Origin of the sequence: Amycolatopsis sp. NPDC024027 (assembly GCF_040638975.1) — a bacterium.
GTDB lineage: Bacteria > Actinomycetota > Actinomycetes > Mycobacteriales > Pseudonocardiaceae > Amycolatopsis.
Genome location: NZ_JBEZYY010000001.1, coordinates 679,577 through 700,227, shown reverse-complemented (window position 1 = coordinate 700,227; position 20,651 = coordinate 679,577). Strand labels below are relative to the sequence as shown.

Annotated in this window: 19 protein-coding genes; 10 read left to right on the top strand and 9 right to left on the bottom strand. The window is 70.5% G+C overall.

The features are described 5' to 3' along the window. Positions 1–7 precede the first annotated feature (7 nt). Together AB0F52_RS03405 and AB0F52_RS03400 are read right to left on the bottom strand one after the other, a co-directional pair. Positions 8–388: a VOC family protein gene (locus AB0F52_RS03405; protein ID WP_360164065.1), complete on the bottom strand. Its 381-nt coding sequence runs from the start codon at positions 386–388 to the stop codon at positions 8–10. Between the two features lie 47 nt (positions 389–435). Beyond that, entirely contained in the window at positions 436–882 is a 447-nt protein-coding gene (locus AB0F52_RS03400; protein ID WP_103335689.1) for a MarR family transcriptional regulator, read from the bottom strand. A gap of 101 nt (positions 883–983) precedes the next feature. Here AB0F52_RS03400 and AB0F52_RS03395 point away from each other — a divergent pair, with 101 nt between their 5' ends. Then, a complete protein-coding gene (locus AB0F52_RS03395) occupies positions 984–2,123 on the top strand; it encodes a dipeptidase (protein WP_360164063.1) in 1,140 nt (379 codons plus the stop codon). Between the two features lie 46 nt (positions 2,124–2,169). Further along, positions 2,170–2,610 carry a lipopolysaccharide assembly protein LapA domain-containing protein gene (locus AB0F52_RS03390; protein ID WP_360164061.1) on the top strand — a complete coding sequence of 147 codons (441 nt, stop codon included), beginning with the start codon at positions 2,170–2,172 and terminating at the stop codon, positions 2,608–2,610. Here AB0F52_RS03390 and AB0F52_RS03385 read toward each other — a convergent pair. Next, positions 2,607–3,428, bottom strand: a complete 822-nt coding sequence (locus tag AB0F52_RS03385) for a maleylpyruvate isomerase family mycothiol-dependent enzyme (protein WP_360164059.1) — start codon at positions 3,426–3,428, stop codon at positions 2,607–2,609. The genes AB0F52_RS03390 and AB0F52_RS03385 overlap by 4 nt on opposite strands. Before the next feature lie 83 nt (positions 3,429–3,511). Between AB0F52_RS03385 and AB0F52_RS03380 the strand changes: the two genes are divergently transcribed. Together AB0F52_RS03380 and AB0F52_RS03375 are read left to right on the top strand one after the other, a co-directional pair. Then, positions 3,512–4,303: an Abi-alpha family protein gene (locus AB0F52_RS03380; protein WP_360164057.1), complete on the top strand. Its 792-nt coding sequence runs from the start codon at positions 3,512–3,514 to the stop codon at positions 4,301–4,303. 3 nt (positions 4,304–4,306) lie between these two features. Then, positions 4,307–5,542 carry a DUF445 domain-containing protein gene (locus AB0F52_RS03375; protein ID WP_360164055.1) on the top strand — a complete coding sequence of 412 codons (1,236 nt, stop codon included), beginning with the start codon at positions 4,307–4,309 and terminating at the stop codon, positions 5,540–5,542. A 1-nt stretch (position 5,543) separates the two neighbouring features. Here the strand turns inward: AB0F52_RS03375 and AB0F52_RS03370 are convergent, their stop codons facing one another. Next, positions 5,544–6,677 (bottom strand): hypothetical protein, encoded by a 1,134-nt coding sequence (locus AB0F52_RS03370; RefSeq protein WP_360164053.1) that lies wholly within the window; start codon positions 6,675–6,677, stop codon positions 5,544–5,546. Positions 6,678–6,903: 226 nt separating this feature from the next. Between AB0F52_RS03370 and AB0F52_RS03365 the strand changes: the two genes are divergently transcribed. The 6 genes from AB0F52_RS03365 (at position 6,904) to AB0F52_RS03340 (ending at position 16,558) form a co-directional block, all read left to right on the top strand. Continuing rightward, positions 6,904–9,960, top strand: a complete 3,057-nt coding sequence (locus AB0F52_RS03365) for a patatin-like protein (RefSeq protein WP_360164051.1) — start codon at positions 6,904–6,906, stop codon at positions 9,958–9,960. A gap of 43 nt (positions 9,961–10,003) precedes the next feature. Next, complete coding sequence (ectA, locus tag AB0F52_RS03360; RefSeq protein ID WP_360164049.1) at positions 10,004–10,693, top strand: diaminobutyrate acetyltransferase; 690 nt, start codon at positions 10,004–10,006, stop codon at positions 10,691–10,693. 15 nt (positions 10,694–10,708) lie between these two features. Beyond that, positions 10,709–11,962 carry a diaminobutyrate--2-oxoglutarate transaminase gene (gene ectB / locus AB0F52_RS03355; RefSeq protein WP_360164047.1) on the top strand — a complete coding sequence of 418 codons (1,254 nt, stop codon included), beginning with the start codon at positions 10,709–10,711 and terminating at the stop codon, positions 11,960–11,962. Between the two features lie 10 nt (positions 11,963–11,972). After that, positions 11,973–12,365, top strand: a complete 393-nt coding sequence (locus tag AB0F52_RS03350; RefSeq protein WP_360164045.1) for an ectoine synthase — start codon at positions 11,973–11,975, stop codon at positions 12,363–12,365. 31 nt (positions 12,366–12,396) lie between these two features. Beyond that, entirely contained in the window at positions 12,397–13,299 is a 903-nt protein-coding gene (gene thpD, locus AB0F52_RS03345; protein WP_360164043.1) for an ectoine hydroxylase, read from the top strand. A gap of 511 nt (positions 13,300–13,810) precedes the next feature. Beyond that, a complete protein-coding gene (locus AB0F52_RS03340) occupies positions 13,811–16,558 on the top strand; it encodes a BTAD domain-containing putative transcriptional regulator (protein ID WP_360164041.1) in 2,748 nt (915 codons plus the stop codon). A 287-nt stretch (positions 16,559–16,845) separates the two neighbouring features. Here AB0F52_RS03340 and AB0F52_RS03335 read toward each other — a convergent pair whose 3' ends face one another. The 5 genes from AB0F52_RS03335 to AB0F52_RS03315 form a co-directional block, all read right to left on the bottom strand. Continuing rightward, positions 16,846–17,511, bottom strand: coding sequence for a DUF4190 domain-containing protein (locus AB0F52_RS03335; RefSeq protein ID WP_360164039.1), 666 nt, complete (start codon positions 17,509–17,511; stop codon positions 16,846–16,848). 306 nt (positions 17,512–17,817) lie between these two features. Next, positions 17,818–18,702: a hypothetical protein gene (locus tag AB0F52_RS03330; RefSeq protein ID WP_043782686.1), complete on the bottom strand. Its 885-nt coding sequence runs from the start codon at positions 18,700–18,702 to the stop codon at positions 17,818–17,820. Further along, entirely contained in the window at positions 18,699–19,175 is a 477-nt protein-coding gene (locus AB0F52_RS03325; RefSeq protein WP_103335705.1) for a hypothetical protein, read from the bottom strand. The genes AB0F52_RS03330 and AB0F52_RS03325 overlap by 4 nt, the downstream gene beginning before the upstream one ends. Before the next feature lie 57 nt (positions 19,176–19,232). Then, complete coding sequence (locus AB0F52_RS03320; protein WP_360164037.1) at positions 19,233–19,643, bottom strand: hypothetical protein; 411 nt, start codon at positions 19,641–19,643, stop codon at positions 19,233–19,235. Between the two features lie 14 nt (positions 19,644–19,657). Continuing rightward, positions 19,658–20,395 carry an OmpA family protein gene (locus AB0F52_RS03315; protein ID WP_360164035.1) on the bottom strand — a complete coding sequence of 246 codons (738 nt, stop codon included), beginning with the start codon at positions 20,393–20,395 and terminating at the stop codon, positions 19,658–19,660. Positions 20,396–20,651 lie beyond the last annotated feature (256 nt).

The following is a 20,651-nucleotide window of genomic DNA, read 5'->3' as shown; positions in this document are numbered from 1 at the left end:
CAGGGGGTCAGCCCATGACCTCGTGCAGGCAGAGCACGTTGCCTTCGGAGTCGCTGAACCAGGCCGCCCGTTCGTTTCCCACCTGGGCGATGTGGTCGACCGTCTTCAGGCCTTCCAGCTCGAAGTCCTGGAACCGGACACCGCGGTCCTCCAGGGTTTTGACCTCGGCGGGCAGGTCGCCGACTTCGAAGCTCAGTGCCGTGTTCTCGCTCTGCGCGCCGGCCGGCATCGGGCGGAGGCCGATGGCGCCGCCGGCTGCCGCGAAGTAGAGGGTTCCGTCTTCGCCCTTCCCCGTCTGCTTCAGGCCGAGGGAGTCCGCGTAGAAGTGGCCGGCGCGTTCACTGTCGGTCACCGGAAGCATCGTCGTGATGGTCGATTCGGTCAGCATGGCTTTCATGGTGCGCGCCACCGGCGCCGGGCGTGACCTCGACTTTTTCAACGGTCGCTGTTGAACGCCCGGAGTGTCCGCATCGCTTCGGCGAGTGCCGGCGCGTCCTCACCCAGCGGCGTCAGCACGATCCGGCGCAGGATGTCCGCCGCCGCCGCGCGGGCCTTGTTCGCCACGTCCAGCCCGTGCTCGGTCAAGGACGCGAACGTCACGCGGCGGTCGTCGGGGCTGGGGATCCGGCAGATCAGGTCGGCCGCGACCAGGCGGTCCGCCACCTTCGTGAACCCGCCGCTGGACAGCGCCGCCTCCGTGGCCAGGCGCGTCATCGGCATCCGGTGCTCGGGTGAGCGCACCAGCCGCAGCAGGATGTCGAACGACGCCGGCGCCAGCCCGAAGCGGTCGGCGATTTCGCCCATCAGCCTGTCCTGGGTGGCCAGGTAACCCTCGATGACCAGGCCCCACCAGGTGACGATCTCGTCGTCGTCGGTGTCCACGAGGAGACACTTTACCGCAACGGCTCGCCGGATTATTTCTTTCGGGAAAGATGTCAGCCCGTTTGTACGAACCGTATACCGGACCTCCCTACGATCGGCCGATGACTAACGAGGCACTACAGCGTGCTACCAAACTGCTGGACGCCGTCATCCTCGCCGACGGGCACAACGACCTGCCGTGGGAGCTGCGGCAGCACGGTGGCCCGAACCCGGTCGAGGCGGCCGCGTCCCTGGACCTGACCGTGCGGCAGCCCGCTCTGCACACCGACTTCCCGAAGCTCGCCGACGGCAAGCTCGGCATGCAGTTCTGGTCGGTGTTCGTGCCCTGTGAGTTCGAAGGCCACAGTGCCGTGACCGCCGTCCTGGAGCAGGTGGAGGTCGTCCACCAGCTGGTCGAGCGCTATCCCGACCGGCTGCGCCTCGTCACCACCGCGGACGAGGCCGAGGCCGCGTTCGCCGACGGCCGGATCGCGTCGCTGCTCGGGGCCGAGGGCGGGCACAGCATCGCCGAGTCGATCGGCGTGCTGCGGATCCTGCGCCGCCTCGGCGTCCGGTACATGACGCTGACGCACAACTTCAACACCACCTGGGCCGACGCGGGCACCGACGAGCCGGCCCACGGCGGTCTCACCGAGTTCGGCCGCGACGTCGTGCGCGAGATGAACAAGATCGGGATGATGGTCGACCTGTCGCACGTCGCGCCGTCGACGATGCGGGCGGCGATCGAGGTCAGCTCGGTGCCGGTGATCTTCAGCCACTCCTCCTGCATCGCGGTCAACGACCACCCCCGCAACATCCCCGACGACGTCCTGGCGAAGCTGCCCGGCAACGGCGGCGTCGCGATGATCACCTTCGTGCCCGCGTTCGTCTCGCCGAAGGTCGCCGCGTGGAACGAGCGGCTCGAGGCCGCGATGGCCGAAGCCGGGCTGGAGCCCCGGAACCTGACGCTGCGCGGGAAGTTCGTCCAGGAGTGGGACGGCCCGCCCAAGCCGCTCGCCACCGTCGAGGACGTCGTCGCGCACGTCGAGCACGCCCGCGAAGTGGCCGGCATCGACCACATCGGCCTCGGCGGCGACTACGACGGCGTCGGCTCGCTGCCGGAGGGACTGGAGGACACCTCCAAGTACCCCGTGTTGTTCGCCGCACTGCTCGAGCGCGGGTGGAGTGAGGACGACTGCGCGAAACTGGCCGGGCGGAACACCCTGCGCGTCCTGCGGGAAGTCGACAGTTTCGCCCGTTAGGGGGTTTGAGGCGGCGCTCCGCGCGCGCCGGACGGACACTGAGTACATGACGCACGCGCGCGGGGGCGCGGCCGACCGCCCCACCGGTCCCACCCACCAAGACCTGCCCGAAGGCGCTCTGGAACCCGCCGAGCTGCGTGCCGGCGACGTCCGGCCGGGCCCGGAGGAGGTGACGCCGGTGCGGCCGGCACCCGCCGAACCGGCGTCCGCTGAACCGGCGGCGTCCGCCAAACCGGCGGGCAAGGCCCGGCCGACGCGGATCAGCGGCACCTGGGTCGCGGTCATCGCCGGCCTGGTCGTGCTGGTCGTGCTGCTGGTCTTCATCCTGCAGAACCTCGACCCGGCGACGGTGCACTTCTTCGGCGCCGAAGGCAGCCTGCCACTGGCCATCGCGATGCTGTTCTCGGCGATCGGCGGCGCGGTGCTGGTCGCGCTGATCGGCGGGGCCCGGATCCTGCAGCTGCGGAAGCAGGCGCGCCGCCGCTAGACGATGATCGACGTCATCCCGAGCAGCAGCGCGCAAACGTTTTCGTCCCCGGTCGTCCGGACGCCGTCCGTGCTGGTCGAATTGCGGGTGCAGAGCCGCCAGAACGTGTCCAGGTCCATCGTCATGGTGGCCAGCGGCGTGCGGGACGGCGGTGCGCCGCGGTCCAGGACCCAGCCGTCGCGCTCGCGGCGCGCGTGCCACTTGCCCTGGCCGGTCACCGTGTAGCCGACCTGCTTGCCGGCGCGGGCATCGACGGCACGCAGGGTGTGCGGCAGCGCTCGCACGAACGTGTCGGCGATCGGCTCGGCGTACTCCGGCTCCAGTGGCGTGTGCTCGAGGGCCTCGCGGATCTGCACGTGGTGCACCCAGAACTCCGCGTAGTCGCGGGCCGCGTCCAGCCAGCGCGGCGCGGGCTCGTCGCCGGCCCAGCTCACCGGCTCGCCGAGGACGTCGAGGTCGAGCTGCGCCCAGTACTCGGTCGTCTGGCCCATGAACTCGTACAGCATGGTGAGCAGGACGTCCGTCGAGAGCCGGCGGCACGCGACCACCCACTCCTCGTTGAGCCGGTCGATGAACCGGGGGAACGCCTCGCCCGGACGGGGGCCTTCGGAGACGTGCCCGTCCCGGCCGCGGGACAGCCGGCCGACCTTGTCGCCCAGCAGGTGGGCGGCGACGTCCTTGACCGTCCAGCCGGCGCACATGGTCGGCCGCGTCCAGTCCTCCTCGGTGAGCGCGCCGAGCAGCGTCATCAGCGCCTGTTCCTCTTTCGAGAAGTACGGGAGGACGTCGATCGGCGGGCCCCAGCGCGTCGGACTCATAGCCGTCATCATGCCGGTAGTCACACCTCCGTTCGGCCTACCCGCAGGTAGCATCACTCGCGTAAGCAGAGGGGAGCAGGCCTGTGAACGCAGAGCGACCGAACGGCCGGGGTGCCGCCGACGACGTGGCCGACCTGGCCCGCCGCGCCGGTCAGCTGGCGGGCTGGGCCGCGCGCACCGGCTTCGCGATCGGCCGCAAGCTGCCGGGCGTCGAGACCGCCGAACGCGGCGTCCGGCAGGTGGAGCGCCAGCTGCTGACCGAACTGCGCCGCCGCCTCGACGAGGTCGACGACCCGTACCACGCGGCGCTCACCGCGGCGTCGGCGATGAACCGCCCGGCGGTCCCCGGGAACGTGCCCGCCACCGTGACGCTGGTGCCGGTGCGCGACAACCACGCCGAGCCGCTGCGCGCCGCGATGGCCGAGCTGCTCAACCACTCCGTCGGCTTCGGCCGCGAGCGCGCCCGCGAGTACTTCTACGCGATCATCCTGCGCCAGCTGACGCCGGACGAGGCGCGCATCCTGGCCGCACTGTCCGACGGCTCGCCGTTCCCCGCCGTCGACGTCGTCGAGCGGACCGGCCTCGGCGGCAACGGCCGGGTCGTGCTGCGCAACGCCTCGACGGTCGGCAAGGCGGCCGGGGTGTCGCTGCCCGACCAGGTGCCCGGCTACGTCACCCGGCTGATCGGGCTCGGCCTGGTCGACCTCGACGAAGAGGTGCCGTCGCTGGAGACGCAGTACGAGATCCTGCTGACCGACGAGACGGTGCGCGAAGCGGAGAAGCACGTCCGGCGCGCGAAGTTCGTCCGGCGAACGATCCACGTCTCGCGCCTGGGCGCACAGTTCTGGCAGGCCTGCGACCCGAGCTCGGGTTAGCGGATGGGGGCCTTCTTCGCCGGCATCGTCGCCGACTTCGCCCAGCACTGGCCCCTTTACGTCTCGATCCCGGTCGTCGCGGCGCTGATCGGCTACGGCACGAAGCTCGTGGCGATCCGGATGATGTTCCAGCCGGTGGAGTTCATCGGCGTCAAGCCGTTCCTGGGCTGGCAGGGCATCGTCCCGAAGCGCGCGGCGCGGATGGCGAGCATCGCCTGCGACACGATGACCGAGCAGCTGATCAAGCCGGCCGAGGTCGTCGCGCGGCTGGACGCCGGACGGATCGCGAAAGAGATCGAGAAGCCGCTGCTCGCGGGCGTCGAGGACATCGTCCGCGAGGTGGCGGCGCACTACCAGCCGGGGCTGTGGGAGTCCCTGCCGGTCCGGGTGCAGCGGCTGGTGATCGAGCGCGTCCAGCACGAGTCGCCGCGGATGGTCGCCGCCGTGCTCGACCTGATCAAGTCCGATGTGGACAGCGTGTTCGACCTCAAGGGCATGGTGGTCACCAGCCTGGTCAAGGACAAGCGCCTGCTGAACCGCATTTTCCAGGAGGCGGGCGCGAAGGAGTTCAAGTTCATCGCCCGCTCCGGCCTGGTGTTCGGCGGCGCGATCGGCGTCGTCCAGATGGTGGCGTGGGTGCTGTTCAAGTTCCCGCCGATCATGCCGGTCTTCGGCCTGTTCACCGGCTGGTTCACCGACTGGCTGGCGCTGCGCATGATCTTCTACCCGATCGAGCCGCGCCGCTACTTCGGCATCCAGTGGCAGGGCCTGTTCCTGAAGCGGCGCGCGGAAGTGGCGGAGGCGTACGGGTCGTTGATCGCGAAGGAGATCATCACCCCGCACAACGTGATCGAGGCCATCCTGCACGGGCCGCTGGCGGACCGGGTGCTGGCGTTGATCCAGCGCCAGCTCGACCGCGAGCTGGGCAGCGTCGCTAAGCCGCTGCTGGTGTTCGCGGTGGGTAGCCGCAAGTACCAGGACATGAAGCTGGCGATTTCGTCCCAGATCATGTCACGCCTGCCGGAGACGATGCGCTACATCGAGGACTACGCCACGGACGCGATGGACATCCGCAACGTGCTGGTGTCGAAGATGAAGCAGCTGTCCCCGAAGGAGTTCGAGAGGCTGCTGCGCCCGGCGTTCGAGCAGGACGAGTGGATCCTCATCGCGACGGGCGCGGTGCTGGGCTTCGCGGTCGGTGAGGCCCAGGTGCTGATCTTGGAACACCTGGCGGCGTGATTCAGGTGAGCCGTGCGGCAACGTCCGGCCATGGCGGCGGAGTTCGGCGGTCGAGTGACACCGCGACGATCAAGCGACCGAAGACGTCGACTTGAAGGGGATCGAAGAGGAAATCCTCGTTCGTGCGGCGCTCCTGCAGAAGGGTTTCGAGCGGCGGCGACGGCTCACGCGGAAGAACGCCGAGGAACAGCCGGGTCGTCGATCTTCCCAGGAAGTCGGCAGACACCCAGTCGCCTCGTACTCGCTGCCCGTCAAGAACTTGCGAGTCGTCGCCGTCCGGCGCTGTTTCATAGAGGCGATCGACCTCCTGGGAAGCGTTCACGCTGAAGTCGGCTAACGGTCCGGCACTCGGCATCTGTCGATTCCGGTATGGATCGCTCGTGTCGTCCGCGGCGGTGATAAACCACCAATTGGGCGCTTGCGAACTGCGAGCGCCTGGCGTTCCTGCTGTCTCAGGTTGTCGCGGGGCCCGGTGCGTGTGCTCGACATCGAACAGGTCGACACTCAAAGCCGCGCCGCCCAAGCAGGTCCAGGCCATGGTCACGGGATGCTGGGCGTGCTGGCCCGACCAGCCAAGGATCTCATCGAGCCGCTGTAGTTGTGCTTTCAGGGGAGTCGATCGCGGCGACGGTTTTGTCGACCGCGCGCGTGCCTCTCCGGCCATCCTGCGTCCTGACTCGGCAGGATCCAAGAACAACAAGTCCGGACGGACTCCGAGGCGTCGGTAGCGGCCGGCGAGGTGGCTCGGCAACGTATCGAAGTGCTTGAGGTGAGCATGACCACCGTTCCAGCGATAGAAATAGCGTACCGCCGCAGTGAGCATGCCCATTCCCACGGATTCGGTGACGAAGCCCCTGATGTGTCGAGCGGCTGCTCTCAGGTCGGTGATGCGGGCGGAGACTTTGCCATCGCGTGTCAAGGTCAGAAAACTGAGCACGAGGTTCAGTTCATGCTGTTTGAGTCGATACGTCAGGTTGCGTTCCAGCGGGGTCGCGAGCGCGTTCACTTCGAGCAGGCCAGGAATCCAGACTGGCATCGACTCTCGCTGCCCGAGTGCGGTCTCCTCGAGAACGTGCTGACCGGCCGCGTTGTCGCCACTCGCGCAATGAAAGACTCGCAGATCCACGGTGGGCATTCTCGTACCTTAACGTGCCAATCATAGCGTCCGTGTATTACGTGCCCTCCGTCAAGAGGCGACGAGGTCGTCTGCTTGTCGCCCTTCGGCGAACTTCGCCGTTCGCCCGCCGGCGGCCAGGCGGGCGTACAAGTCCACCCGAACGGCCGTACCCGCGGACGTATCTCCGCCGCCGGCTTCCGCCTCTACTTTGCGTCAGGAAAGACCGATTCGCCGGGAGACTCCCATGGCCGAGACCGCGGAACCGTGGCAGCAGGAAATCCGGCTCGCGATGACCATGGTCGGCGGGGCCAGCCTGGCCATCTGGATGGGCGGGGTCGCCACCGAGACGTCGCAGCTGCTGCGGGAGTCGCGCGGCGACACCGAGGCCGGGCTGTACCGCAAGCTCCTCGACGTGCTGCGCGCGACCGTTTCGGTCGACGTCCTCACCGGGACCAGCGCCGGCGGGATCAACGCCGCCTGTCTCGGCCTGGCCGAAGCCTTCGGCTCCACGCCGCAGGTCCTGCGGGACACCTGGATCACCACCGGTTCGCTGGAAAACCTCATCCGCGACGCGCGCGAGGACCAGCCGCGGTCGGTGCTCGACGGGGATCGCGTGCTGCTCGGGGATGTCGAGCGTGCGCTGCGGCACATCACCGCGGCGGGGCGGCCGCCCGCCGATGATCCCGACGTCACCGTGCTGCTCACCGGCACGATGATCGACGGCGAGACCACCCGGTTCGACGACGCGCTCGGGAACCTGGTGCGGGACACCGAACACCGGATGCTCTTCCGGTTCTGTGGTCCACTGTGGACGATCGGGGTGGAGGGTCCGCTCGCGCTGGCGGCCCGCTCCACCGCGTCCTTCCCCGGCGCGTTCGAGCTGTCGCGGATGCCGATCGGCACCGGCGGCACCGACCGGCTGCACCCCGACATGACGCCGTACACGGAACTGACCCGCTCGCACTGGCTGACCGACGGCGGTGTGCTGCTCAACAAGCCGCTGCGGCCCGCGCTGCGCGAGATCTTCGAACGCTCGTCGCACGCCGACGTCCGGCGGCTGCTGCTCTACGTCGTGCCGACCGGCGAACGCGAAACCGACGCCGTCGGGTGCGATGCCGCGGACCCGCCGCTGCTGTCGAACGCGATGGCCAAGGTCGTCAACACCGTGATGAGCCAGTCGATCAGCGCCGAGCTGGACGACCTGACCCGGCACAACGACGCCGTGCTCCGCGCGCGTGACACCCGCGTCTCGCTGGCCGCGCTGGGTCTGCGCGGCGGCCCCGAGTGCCTGGTGGACGAACGGATCGCCGCCGCGTACCTCGAGCGGCGGACCGCCGAGGACGCCGCCGAGCTGGTGCGGGTCGCCGCCCGGCGGTACGCGCTGTCCGAGGCCGGCACGGCGGACCGCGACTGGGCCTCGGGGATGTCGCGGCAGCTGCGGGCGATCGCCGTGACCGGGCTGAGCAGCGGCATCCCCGCCGGGCCGCCTCCGGCCGGTCTCGGCGTGACGGACCTGGTCGGCTACCGGACGACCGCCCTCGACGACGCCGTCGCGACCGGCCTGCAGCTGATCAACGCCGGGTTCCGGCTGCGGCCGGACGACGCCCGCGCGAAGGAGCTCAACGACGCGCGCGCCCAGCTGCACGCGGCGCGGCGGACCGCCGGGCGGGGTGTGCGGCTCGCGCAGTGGGTGGCCGCGCACGCCGGCCCCGGCGCGAGCAGCACCCTCGAAGTCTGGATCCGCGAGCTCGCCGGGGAATGGGCGGGCCTTGGCCAGTCGGCCGCCGTCGCCGAGGCGTGGCCGAAAGTGGTCGCGGGCCTGCGGGCAGCGGCGCCGACACTGCGGGCGCTGGCCGACGCCGAGCCCGGGAAGTCCGGCACCGTCACCACGCTGCTGAACTGGCTGGCGCTGGGCCCGGACGCCGCGGGCGGCGACGACGTCGTCCAGGCCCGGCTGGTGACGCTGCACGTGGCGACGCGCGGGCTGCTCGCCCAGGCGCCGTCGGTCGACCAGCGGGTCGACCTCGTGCAGGTCAGCGCCGATTCGCGGACGCTGCTGGACATGACGCGGCGCCGGTCGTGGGACAAGCTGACCGGGATGCAGGCGAGCTACTTCGGCGCGTTCTACAAGGCGTCGTGGCGGGCCAGCGACTGGATGTGGGGCCGCGTCGACGGCGCGGGCTGGCTGGTCCAGTGCCTGCTCGACCCGGTCCGCCTCGAGACGCTGCGTGACATCGTCGGCCGCGAACGGTTCCGCGACGAGCTCGTCGCCGCGCTCGAGCCCGCCTGGCGCAAGCCGGACGAGCGCGACCGGTGCACACCGGCGGAGGTGGGGCAGCTGCGCGACCAGCTGACGGCCGAGCTGGCGTTCCTCGGCCTCGACGCCGACCTCGCACCGGTCGCGTTCGGTGACCACCGCCCGATCAGCATGCCGGTGACGGCCATGGTGCTGGCCCGGACGCGGCAGGCCGAGATCGCCGCGGAGGAGCTCCCGGTCGTCACACTCGCGTCGCGCTACGACGCCGACGACCGCCCGGGCGTCGAGAAAGCGCTGGCCGAGGACCTGCCCGAAGTCGACGTCGGCGCCGCGCAGGCCCAGTTCCAGGCCTGCCGCGTCTCGGCGGAGAAGATCGCCGGGGAGCAGGGCACCGCACGGCTGACCAGGACGCTCGTCGCGCTCGGCGCCGCCACGGTCAACGTCGGGACGATCGCGTTCCGGCTGCCCGGCGGCTGGCCGCAGACCGTCGCGGGCATGCTGCGGACGGTGGCCCGGAGCACGGCGAGGGTCTCGCAGGGCGCGTCCCGGCTCGGCACCGCGGGTTCGCTCGCCGCCGGCGTGCTGGCCCTGCTGGCCGGGCTGGTGATCGGCAACAACGGTGGCGCGGTCCTGCAGTGGGTGGGGCTCCCCGTCCTCGCGGGCGCGGTCGTCTACCTGACGACGGCGCTGCTCACGACGGGCCACAAAGCGCGCCGGCTGTTCGCGGCGCTCGGGGCGCTGGTGGTGGCGGCCCTGCTGCTGGCCGCGTTCCTGCCCCCGCTCGCCCGGCCGTTCTTCGGCTGGCTCGGTGACGTCGTGGCCGGCTGGCGCCGCGGCGAGGGCGCGGTGTGGTGGCTGGTGGTCTCCGGGCTGCTGATCCTGCCCGCCGTGGTGACGCCGGCGAGCGCTCTCCGGCGCCGCCTCGGCCACCGCCGCGCCCGGAGCCGGGAAGCGAAGAGCGTGGTGCTCGAAGTCGCCGGTCGTTCGCCCCGGAAGGCGGCGAAATCCCCCGCGGAGCGCACCCGGGCACCGAGTTCGCACTGAGCGATTTCGGCCCGTCACCTTGCGATCACGGGCGTAAGGGTTCATGGTGCGGGTAGGTCACGAGCCGGGAGCCCGCGCCCCGAGCGCGCTTATGCCCATTTGGCGGCCGCATCAAACATGTTTGTGCGACTGCTCACGGGGTACCTCGCGTCCCCGCAGGTCATCGCGGGGCCGTGAGCTGCGTCGCTGGCAGGCGGAAAATTCTCTGTTACGTTTCCTGAGTATGTCCGTAACGCACTTGATCGAATCCCCGACCAAGGCGGACGGCGCGCAGCTGTGGCGAATCGCGCGCGATTCCGCCAAGCTTGATCTCAACTCGCCGTACGCATACATGCTGTGGTGCCGCGATTTCGCCGAGTCCTCGGTGGTCGCGCGTGAGGACGGCGAGGCGGTCGGTTTCGTCATCGCCTACCGCCGGCCGGACGCGCCGGACTCGGCGCTCGTCTGGCAGGTCGCGGTCGACGCGTCCCAGCGGGGAAAGGGCCTGGCCGGCGCTCTGCTCGACGCGCTGTACACGCGCCTGGTCGGCGAGGGGGTGCGTTACCTCGAGACCACGATCACCCCGGACAACGAGGCGTCCATCCGGCTGTTCAGCTCGTTCGCGAAGCGGTGGAACGCCGCCATGGAAACCAGTGTGCTGTTCGGCGAGGAGGATTTCCCCGACGCCGGGCACCTGCCGGAAGAGCTTTACCGCATCGGTCCGCTGACCGCGCCGCCGAATCCGGGCGATTAGGAGAGAAACAACACCATGAGCATCTTCGAAGAGCTCGAATCCGAAGTACGCAGCTACAGCCGCGGCTGGCCGGTCGTGTTCGACCGCGCACAGGGCAGCTGGCTCCACGACGAAAGCGGAAAGCCCTATCTGGACTTCTTCGCCGGGGCCGGCGCGCTGAACTACGGGCACAACAACCCGCAGCTGAAGCAGGCCCTGATCGACTACATCCAGCGCGACGGCGTCACCCACGCCCTGGACATGTTCACCGTGGCCAAGCGCGACTTCCTGCAGACCTTCCGCGACAAGGTCCTCGACCCGCGCGGGCTCGGCTACAAGGTCGTGTTCCCCGGGCCGGGCGGCGCGAACGCCGTCGAGGCCGCGCTGAAGCTGGCGCGCAAGGTGACCGGCCGGGAGTCGGTCATCAACTTCACCAACGCCTTCCACGGCATGACGCTGGGCGCGTTGTCGGTCACCGGCAACTCGATGAAGCGCGGCGCCGCCGGCGTCCCGCTGGTGCACGCCACCCCGATGCCGTACGACCGGTACTTCGACGGGGCGATGCCGGACTTCCTCTACTTCGAGAAGCTCCTGCAGGACTCCGGCAGCGGGCTCAACGAGCCGGCCGCGGTGATCGTCGAAGGCGTGCAGGGCGAGGGCGGCATCAACGCCGCGCGCCTGGAGTGGCTGAAGGGTCTCGACGACCTCTGCAAGCGCCACAACATCCTGCTGATCCTCGACGACGTACAGATGGGCTGCGGCCGCACCGGCCCGTTCTTCAGCTTCGAGGACGCCGGGATCACGCCCGACATCGTCTGCCTGTCGAAGTCCATCAGCGGTTACGGCCTCCCGATGGCGCTGACGCTCATCAAGCCGGAGCTCGACGTCTGGGAGCCGGGCGAGCACAACGGAACCTTCCGCGGGATCAGCCCGGCGTTCGTCACCGCCAAGGAAGCGATCGACGCCTACTGGAGCGACGACGCGCTCGAGAAGTCGACCAAGGCGAAGGGCGAGCGCATCGGCTCCGCGTTCTCCGGCCTCGTCGAGGCGTACCCGGAAGCGAACCTGCTCGCCAAGGGCCGCGGCCTGGCGCGCGGTCTCGAGTTCGCGAACGGCGACCTGGCCGGGCGCGTCTGCGCCGAGGCGTTCGCCCGCGGCCTGCTGATGGAAACCTCCGGCCCCGACGGCGAAGTCATGAAACTGCTGCCGCCGCTGACGCTGACCGACGACGAGCTGACGCAGGGCCTGTCGATCATCGACGAGTCCGTCAAGGCCGTCCTGAAAAAGTAAGGGAGTTCCCGTGCTCGTCCGCACACTCGACGAGATCACCGACACCGACGCCGACATCAAGACCGAGAACTGGCGCAGCAAGCGGATCATCCTCGCCAAGGAGGGCGTCGGCTTCTCGGTGCACGAGACCACGCTCTACGCGGGGACGGTCAACGACTTCTGGTACGCCAACCACATCGAGGCGGTGTTCATCACCTCCGGTGAGGGCGAGATCGAGGACCTGGCCACCGGCAAGGTGTACGAGCTCAAGCCCGGCACGCTCTACCTGCTCAACGACCACGACAAGCACCAGGTCCGGCCGAAGACCGAGATCAGGTGCGTCTGCGTGTTCAACCCCCCGGTGACCGGCCGCGAGGTGCACGACGAAAACGGCGTGTACCCGCTGATCACCGAGGACGCATAAGAACCGGAGAGGAACACAGGAGGCGAAGCCCGTGACGCTGACGGACACCCGGGTCGACGACGCTTACCCGACCCGGATCACCGGTACGCCGGAGCACCTGCCCCGCGTGCACCCCACGGTGTGGGGTACCGAAGCCGACGGCCCGATCGACGCCGCCACGCTCGCGAACCACGAGGCACGCGGCTACACCGTGGTCGAGGACCTGCTCTCCGTCGGGGAGGTCCAGACGTACTGGCAGGAGCTGGTGCGGCTGTCCTCCGGCGAGGAACTCGCCCGGGACGAGCGCGTGATCGCCGAGGCGAAGACCGGTGAGGTCCGGTCGATCTTCGACGTCCACGAGATCTCGGGCTTGATCGCGGAGCTGGTGCGCGACCCGCGCGTGCTGGACCGGGCGCGGCAGCTGCTCGGCTCCGAGGTGTACATCCACCAGAGCCGGGTCAACTACATGCCCGGCTTCAAGGGCACCGGGTTCTACTGGCACTCGGACTTCGAAACCTGGCACGCGGAGGACGGCATGCCGTCGCCGCGGGCGGTCAGCTGCTCCATCGCGCTGACCGACAACTACCCGTTCAACGGCGGCCTGATGATCATGCCGGGTTCGCACCGGACGTTCGTCCAGTGCGCCGGTGAGACGCCGGACGACAACTACAAGAGCTCGCTCAAGGACCAGCGGGTGGGCGTGCCGGGCGAGGACGACATCACGAAGATGGCGGCCGAGTACGGCATCGACCAGTTCACCGGCCAGGCGGGCTCGGCCCTGTGGTTCGACTCGAACATCATGCACGGCTCCGGGAACAACATCACCCCGTACCCGCGCTCGAACATCTTCCTGGTGTTCAACAGCGTGGAAAACGCCCTGCGGGAGCCGTTCGCGGCCGGCACGCCCCGGCCCGCGTTCATCGCCGGCCGCGATTCGACGCCGATCACGCGCTGAGACGCACCGGGGCGCCGGCCGGGAGCGCAGTGAATGACTCATTCCTGGCGTCGGAGGTCAGGAATGAGTCATTCATGACGCCGCAGCACGGCACCAGACGCTGACCCGCCGGTGACCGGCCCGGTGCGCCCTGTTACCGTGTCGCCACCGCGCGGGTGTGTGGCCCGTGCAACACGTCTTCGCGGACGACCGGCGGCGGGTACTTCGCTCGGGGTGAGCTCACCCGCCCGGTTGCCCTCGGTGGCGGACGGGCGGACGGCCCCAGGCGGCCCGGCCGGGAGTTTTGACGGCGACCCCGCACCACCGGATCGGGACCGGTGGTGCGGGGTCCTGTCATGTCGGCGTCAATCGCAGGGGTACCGCACCCCCGCTGCGGATTCCGCCGTGTCCGCGATATGTCCTGGTCCCGGCCCGGTGGGGCGGTATTCGCCGGCGGGCCATCACGGTAGGTTGATTTTTCCGGCGGGGGCGACGCCGGGGACACCGTGGACCCGGGGAGGTGGGCGCGAGCATGGCCCAGACCCGGCTCCAGCTGCTCGGGCCCGTTCAGCTCTTCCACGGCGACGAACCCGTCCCGATCGGCGGCCCCGGGGTCCGCGGCCTGCTCGCGCTGCTGGCGCTGCGGCCCGGCAAGGTCGTCGGGCTCGACGAGATCATCGACGCCCTGTGGGGCCACGACCCGCCGGCGACCGCCCGGACCATCGTCCACGGCAACGTCTCCCACCTGCGGCGCGTCCTGCGCGACCTCGACGGCCCGCGCATCCTCACCACCCCGCCGGGCTACCGGCTGGACGTCGAGCCCGACCTGATCGACGTCCACCGGGCGCGCACGCTGCTGGACCGCGCGTCACTGGCCACTCCGGAGGCCGCCGCCGCGCTGCTGGCCGAGGCGCTCGCGCTCTGGCAGGGCCCCGCGCTGGGCGGGGTGCCCGACTCCCTGCGCGCCCCCGAACTCGAGGACCTCCGCCTCGCCGTGCACGGCGCCCGCGTCGACGCCGACCTCGAACTCGGCCGGCACGCGGAACTGATCGTCGAGCTCAGCCCGATCGTCCGGGCCGATCCCCTGGCCGAGCGGACCGCGGGGCAGCTGATGCGGGCGCTGTACCACGCGGGCCGCCGCGGGGACGCGCTCGAGCTGTACCGGACGGTCTCCCGCGCGACCCTGCGCACCCTCGGCGTCGAGCCCGGTGCGGAGCTGCGCTGGCTGCACGAGCGCGTCCTCAACGACGATCTCCCGGCGCGGGACGTCGTCGCCCCGGCCGCCGGCGCGGAGCCGGCGAAAGCGATTTCGCAGCTGCCCGCGGCGGTGCCGAACCTCGCCGGGCGCGCCGAGGAACTGGCCTGGCTCGACGCCCTGGTCACCCGGGCCGAAGCCGGGCAGACGACGATCGCCGTGGTCAGCGGCACCGCCGGGGTCGGCAAGAGCTCGCTCGTCGTGTGGTGGGCGCACCGGGTCGCGCCGCGGTTCCCGGACGGCGTCCTGTTCGCGTCGCTGCGCGGCTTCGACCCGCACCACCCGCCGCTCGAGCCGGCCGAGCTGCTCACCCAGTTCCTGCTCGGCCTCGGCGTCGAAACCGCGAAGGTCCCGGAGCTGCTGCACGAGCGGGTCGCGCTCTACCGCTCGCTGATCGCCGGACGGCGGATGCTGGTGCTGCTCGACGACGCCCGCACCGCCGAGCAGGTGCGCCCGCTGCTGCCGCCGAGCGCGCGGACGATGACGGTGGTGACCAGCCGCTCGCGCCTCGACGGGCTCACCGTGTCGAACGCGGCCAAGCAGCGCGTGCTCGGCACGCTCGCACCCGACGACGCCGTCGCGCTCATCGAGGAACTCGCCGGCCCGGCGAGCCTCAACCACGCCCTCGCACGGCTCTGCGGCTACCTCCCGCTGGCGTTGCGGATCGCCGGCGCGCGGCTCTCGGCGAGCGCGCAGCGGACCGCGGAGGAGCTCGTCGACGAGCTCGGCAACGAACGCACCCGGCTCGCGGGACTGCAGGTCGACGGCGCAGACGACAGCGTCCGCGCGGCGTTCGACGTCTCCTTCCGCGGCCTGCCCGGCGAAGTCGCGCAGACGTTCCTGCAGCTGGGGGCGGTGCCCGGGGTGATGGTCGGGCCGCACGTGATGGCCGCGGTCGCGCAGATCACCGTGGCCGAGGCCCGGCGGCGGTTGCGCACGCTGGCCGCGCACAACCTCATCGCCGAGACCGAGCGGGACGTCTTCGTGCCGCACGATCTCGTCTGCCTGTACCTGCGGGAGCTCGCCGAGCAGGAACTCGGCGACAAGGAACGCGACGAAGCGCTCGGCTGGACGGTCCGCTACTACCAGGCGGCGGCCGACCGGGCGCGGCGCCGGCTGGGCCGGGTCGCCGACCCGCTCGACTTCTCCGGCGTCCTCGCCGACGACGTGCTGCCGCCCCTTTCCGGCTTCGCCGAGGCGCACGACTGGTTCGCGGCCGAGTGGCCGAACCTGCTGGCCGTCCTCGACGCCGCGTACGCCGCGGGCCGGCACGACGACGTGTGGCGGCTGGCCCGGCTGGCCCACACCTACCGCGTCGCGTGCCCGCTGCTGGACGAGTGGATGCGGATGGCCGACCTCGGCGTCGCCGCCGCCGAAGCCTCGGGCGACGTCGCGGGGCAGTGCTGGCTGCGGCTCGCGCGGTGCGAGATCGCGCTGACGTTCGAGCTGCCGGGGTCCGGCCTCGCGGACGCCGAGCGGGCGGCGGAGCTGTCCGCCGCCTCGGCCGACGAGCGGCTGCGGACCTCGGTGGACCTGCACCTCGGGCGGGCGCTGAGCCGGCTCGGCGAGCACGAACGGGCCATCGAGCGGCTGGCCGAGGCCATCGTGAACGCTCCCGACGTCACCCTGCGCGGGCAGGCGCTCAGCAGCTGCGCGCAGGCGGAGAAGCGGGCGGGCCGGCTGGCCGACGCGATCGCCCACCAGCGCGCCGGCCTGCGGATCGACCGCGAACTGGGCGACGACGTCCAGGTCGTCGTCTCCCTGGACAAGCTGGCGGAGCTCAGCTTGCGGATCAGGGACCTCGAGGCCGCCGAGCGGTACGTCTGGGAAGCGATCGACCTGGCGATCAGCCGCGAGTTCGTCGCGCGGGAAGGGACGCTGCGGCTGACGCTGGGCCGGGTGCTGCGGGCCCGGGGCGACATCGACGGCGCGCGGGAACAACTGGCGTTGTCGGTGCGCATTTACGAGCGCGTGCACCCGAAGCTCGTCGGTGAGGTGCGCACCGAACTCGCCGATCTCCAGTGAGATGGCTTTCCCGAACTGCGGCCGTTCGGAATTTCATTGCGAATGGGTCACGGCCGGTGCCTGTGCGCTGAATCCTTAGTGGATTCTTAGTGGGCGCGGGCGGTGTCCGCGTAGGTTCGGCGGTGCCGGCAGAGCCCTAGGGGAGGGGCAGGCTGAGACGCCGGTGCCAGGCCTCGCGCGGGAAACTCCTCGCGGGGCCCGGAGCCGCCAGGAGCGGCTCGTGGCGGCCCGGCCGGCCGAAGTGGGGGTAGGCCGGCCGGTCGCCAGGCGGGGTTCCCGCGCCTGGCTCAGCCGACGTTCGCCGTGCAGAGCGCGATCGTCGTCCCGCTGTTTTCCGCGACCTTCTTGCCGTCGACGAGAATGGCGCAGCGGATTTCGTTGCTGACCGTCGCATTGCGGGTGTCCGCGGTGAGCGTCAACAGGTAGGAGCCATTGTTGTAGGAGGCCTGCCCCTGCCAGGCGTCGGTGCTGGCGGGCGCGTTTTCGGTGCGCTGGTCGTTGAGGCTGCCGTAGCGCACGGTCGCGCCGCCGGCGGAGGTGACCTGGAAGGTCACGGCGTGCTTGTCGGCGGCCACCGCGGGCAGGTGGAGCCCGGACTCGCCGCCCCCGAAGAAGGTCGAGTACAGCAGCATCCCGGCCGTGGTGAGCAGCGCGGCGGCGGTGACGGTGGTGGCGGTGATCGCCACCCCGCGGTCGCCCACGGTGCCCTTCTTGGCCTGGACCAGCCCGGTGATCGCCAGGATCAGCCCGATTCCGCCCAGCGGCCACGCGACGAACTCGACATCCGGGACGAACGTGACGACGAGGGCCGCCACACCGAGCAGCAGGCCGACGATCGCCAGGATGTTCCGGGCGGGCTTCGCATTGGCTTGACGACGCTCCGTGGCCGTCACCGGCGGCGCGGGTCGGCCGTGGCGCGCGGTGGCCGGCGGGTACTGCGGGTCGGTCATCATGCGAACCCCTTCGGGTGGGAGTGCGACGACGTTAACCCATAAGTGTGGCCCAGAACGAAATTGTTACATTCTGGAAAAAGTCATTGTCCCACCATTTGGGGTCAGGTATCGATATTTCCTGACATCGCGGGCATGGTGTGGCCCGATGATCAATGGGAAGAATATCGGAGTTCCCACTGTTCGACGCGGCCTTTTGCGACCTCGCAGCGGGTATCGTAAATATCCTACGGTCATCCGGGCACCGCCGTGAGGCCTACGACGACCGTCGGTACCGGCGTTCAAGACGAAAGTCGTATACCGGACTTCTCAGTCGAAAAGGCTTACTTCCGGGGTGATTTCGAGCAGTTCGAAGACGGGCCGTCCGCGCCGTCCGTCGATCGTCGTCGTGCGCACGACGCGTAGCCGGGCTGTCACCGGACGGTCGAGGTTCTCCTTGATCTGGTCGAGCAGGTCCGGCGCCACCGCGCCCTGGATCGTGCCGCCCGACTCGCGGTCGAGGTAGAAGATGCGCCGCCGGGTGCGGACGCCGTCGAGCCGCCCGCGCACCGTCTCGTAGCCGACCTCCTCGCGGGACTCGCGGAGGCTGCCCTGCAGGATCCGCGCCTGTTCGGTGGTCATGCTGCGGGTGACCTGCTCGCCGGCGGTCGGGGTCAGCGCCATCCCGATGCCGGCGTTCTTCGCGACGGCGTTGACGATGTCGCTCACCGCGTTGCGGACGGTGTCGCGCTGGAGCAGCACGGCGTCGAGCGCACCGTCGTCCGAGCCGTTCGCCGGCAGGAAGTCGCACAGCTCCTTGACCGCACGCTCGGACAGCGTCTCGATGCCGTCGACGATCAGCGCGTCGTCGGAGACGTCGAGCTCCGGGAAGCCGAAGAAGATCGCGTTGCCTGCCTGGCCGCGCTGGATCAGCGGTGCCTTGTCCCGGTCGGTCTGCTGGACCTGGGTGACCTCGCCGGACGGGTTCCGGATGATGTGCCCGATCTTCGCCGTCGCGTCCTGCAGGGCGCGGCTGATGTCGGAGAAGGTGTACGCGTCGATGGTCTGCTCGCCGATCACCGACACGTGCAGCAGCGGTGAGCGGGACGTCCGCTCGAACTTGGCGTTGGCCGCCATCGCCGAGGCGCGGGCCAGGTCGTCGAGCCACGTGCCGCCGGGGATCTCGTCGGCGATGCGCCGGAACTCGTTCCTCACCAGATCATCTCCGGGTAGCCCCTGCCGCCTCGGGCCCAGACCTCGGCCCACACGTCTTCGTCGCCGGGGCGGCACAGGAAGCCGTCCAGCATGCCGCCGACCGGCTGCACCTGGTCGAGGTACATCGCCGGCTGCCCGACGATCACGCCGCGCAGCGTGAGCAGGCCGTAGAGCGCGGACCGGCCGGCGTCGTCGAGCCGCTTGAGCGCGCCCCACTCGTCCGGGATGAGGACGACGTCGAGGCTTTGCGGCGGGTGGGCGGTCCGGGTGATGAGCTCGCCGCCGATCCAGGCGCGACCGGACGGGATGATCCGCCGGGCGACGCCGAGGTAGCTGTTGAGCGCGCTGAAGAGGATCTCGCGGTCGTTCTGGTGCGGGGCGTCGAACACCAGGCGTTCGTAGACGTCGGCGAGGTCACCCGCGTGCCGGCCCGGCGGCAGGACCTGCTGCGACGTCCAATGGGGGAGCGCCACTCCACCCCCTTCTCAGCCTTCGCTCACAGTGCGTAGCCGAACTTACCAGGATGGGTGTCAGCCGCCGCGCCCAGGCTGGTGCCACTGCCGGGTCGCGTCCGGCGGCTCTTCGGCCTGCGGCCAGGCGGGTTCTTCTTCGGTGGGCCAGTCCTCGGCCTGCGCCCCGCGCTGCGGCGGCAGCGGCAGGTGTCCTTCGCGGTGGCCGACGGGATCGGCTTCTTCGTCGTCGTGGACCTCGGTGCGCGGCTCGGGCGCGTGCTGCGCCCACGCGGCGGGGATGAACTGCGTCTGCTCGGTCGAAAGGGGCGGCGGCGGCTCGTACGGCGGCGCTTCGTCGTCGAACTCGGCTTCCCGCGCTGGCTCGGGCCGCGGGCGCGGGGCGGCGCGCAGCACGAGCCACGACGTCACCGCACCGAGGGCGAAGGCGACGATCAGCCACAGCCAGATCTGCCCGAACAGCCAGAACATCAGCTCATCACCCCTCAAACGACCGTGATCTCGACACGCCGGTCTTCTTCGCCGCCGGTGGCCGGCCGGGTGTCGCCCAGCCCCCGGTAGGTCACGCGGTTGGCCGCCAGCCCGTTGGCGGTGAGGATCCGCGCGACGGCCCGGGCGCGGTCCCGCGAGAGCTTGAGAGCGGCGCTCTCGCCACCGGGCCCCCGGGCGACGTGCCCGGTGACCCGGTACCGGAAGCCGGCGGGCGCCTTGGCGAGAGCGATCGCGACGCTGCGCGCGGCCTGTTCGCCGTCGGGGGTGAGCTTGGCCGTGTCGGGCTCGAAGGCGATGGGCGCCTCGGTGAGCAGCCGGTCGATCTCGGCCTGCACGCCGGCCTTGTCGGTGGGCGGCGCAGCGGTGGTGCTGGTGGTCGGCGGCGGACTCGACGTGGTGGCGGTGGTCGTCGTCGGCGGCGGGCTCGGGGTGGCGCTGCTGGGCGCCACGGGGGTGACATCGCCATTGACCTTGGCGGCCCGGACGCCGTCGACGTTTTGCACGATTTCGAGGGCTCGCAGCGCTTGGCCGGGCGGGAAGCCGCTGAGCGTGGCGTCCCGCCCGTCGAAGCGGACATCCCCGGTGGGCAGTCCGGCTTCGAAGAGGGCGGTCTGGGCCCGCGCGGCCAGGTCCCGTTCCATGCTCCCGGACCCGGCCCAGGTGGCGACCCCCGCGAGCAGCGCTGTGACCAGCACCGCAACCGGGACCACGAGGATCCAGCGCCGACGCATAAGGGGACTGTAAGCCGGGTGCCGCGGGTTGGCGACCTGAATCCGGGTGGTGATCCACAAGTTGTCCCCAGGTAAGTCGACATGTGGACAACTGCGGAGATCGTGTTCGTTCGGGCACGTTCTGTCGGAGGAGGGCGATAGGGTGGAGGCGGGTGGTTCCCCCAGGGAGGGTGGGCTACGTTCCGGGGCGGTTTGTGTTGCGGTTCGTGGCTGCTGGCTTGTGGCTGCGGGTTTGGGTTGATGATCGCTCGGGAGC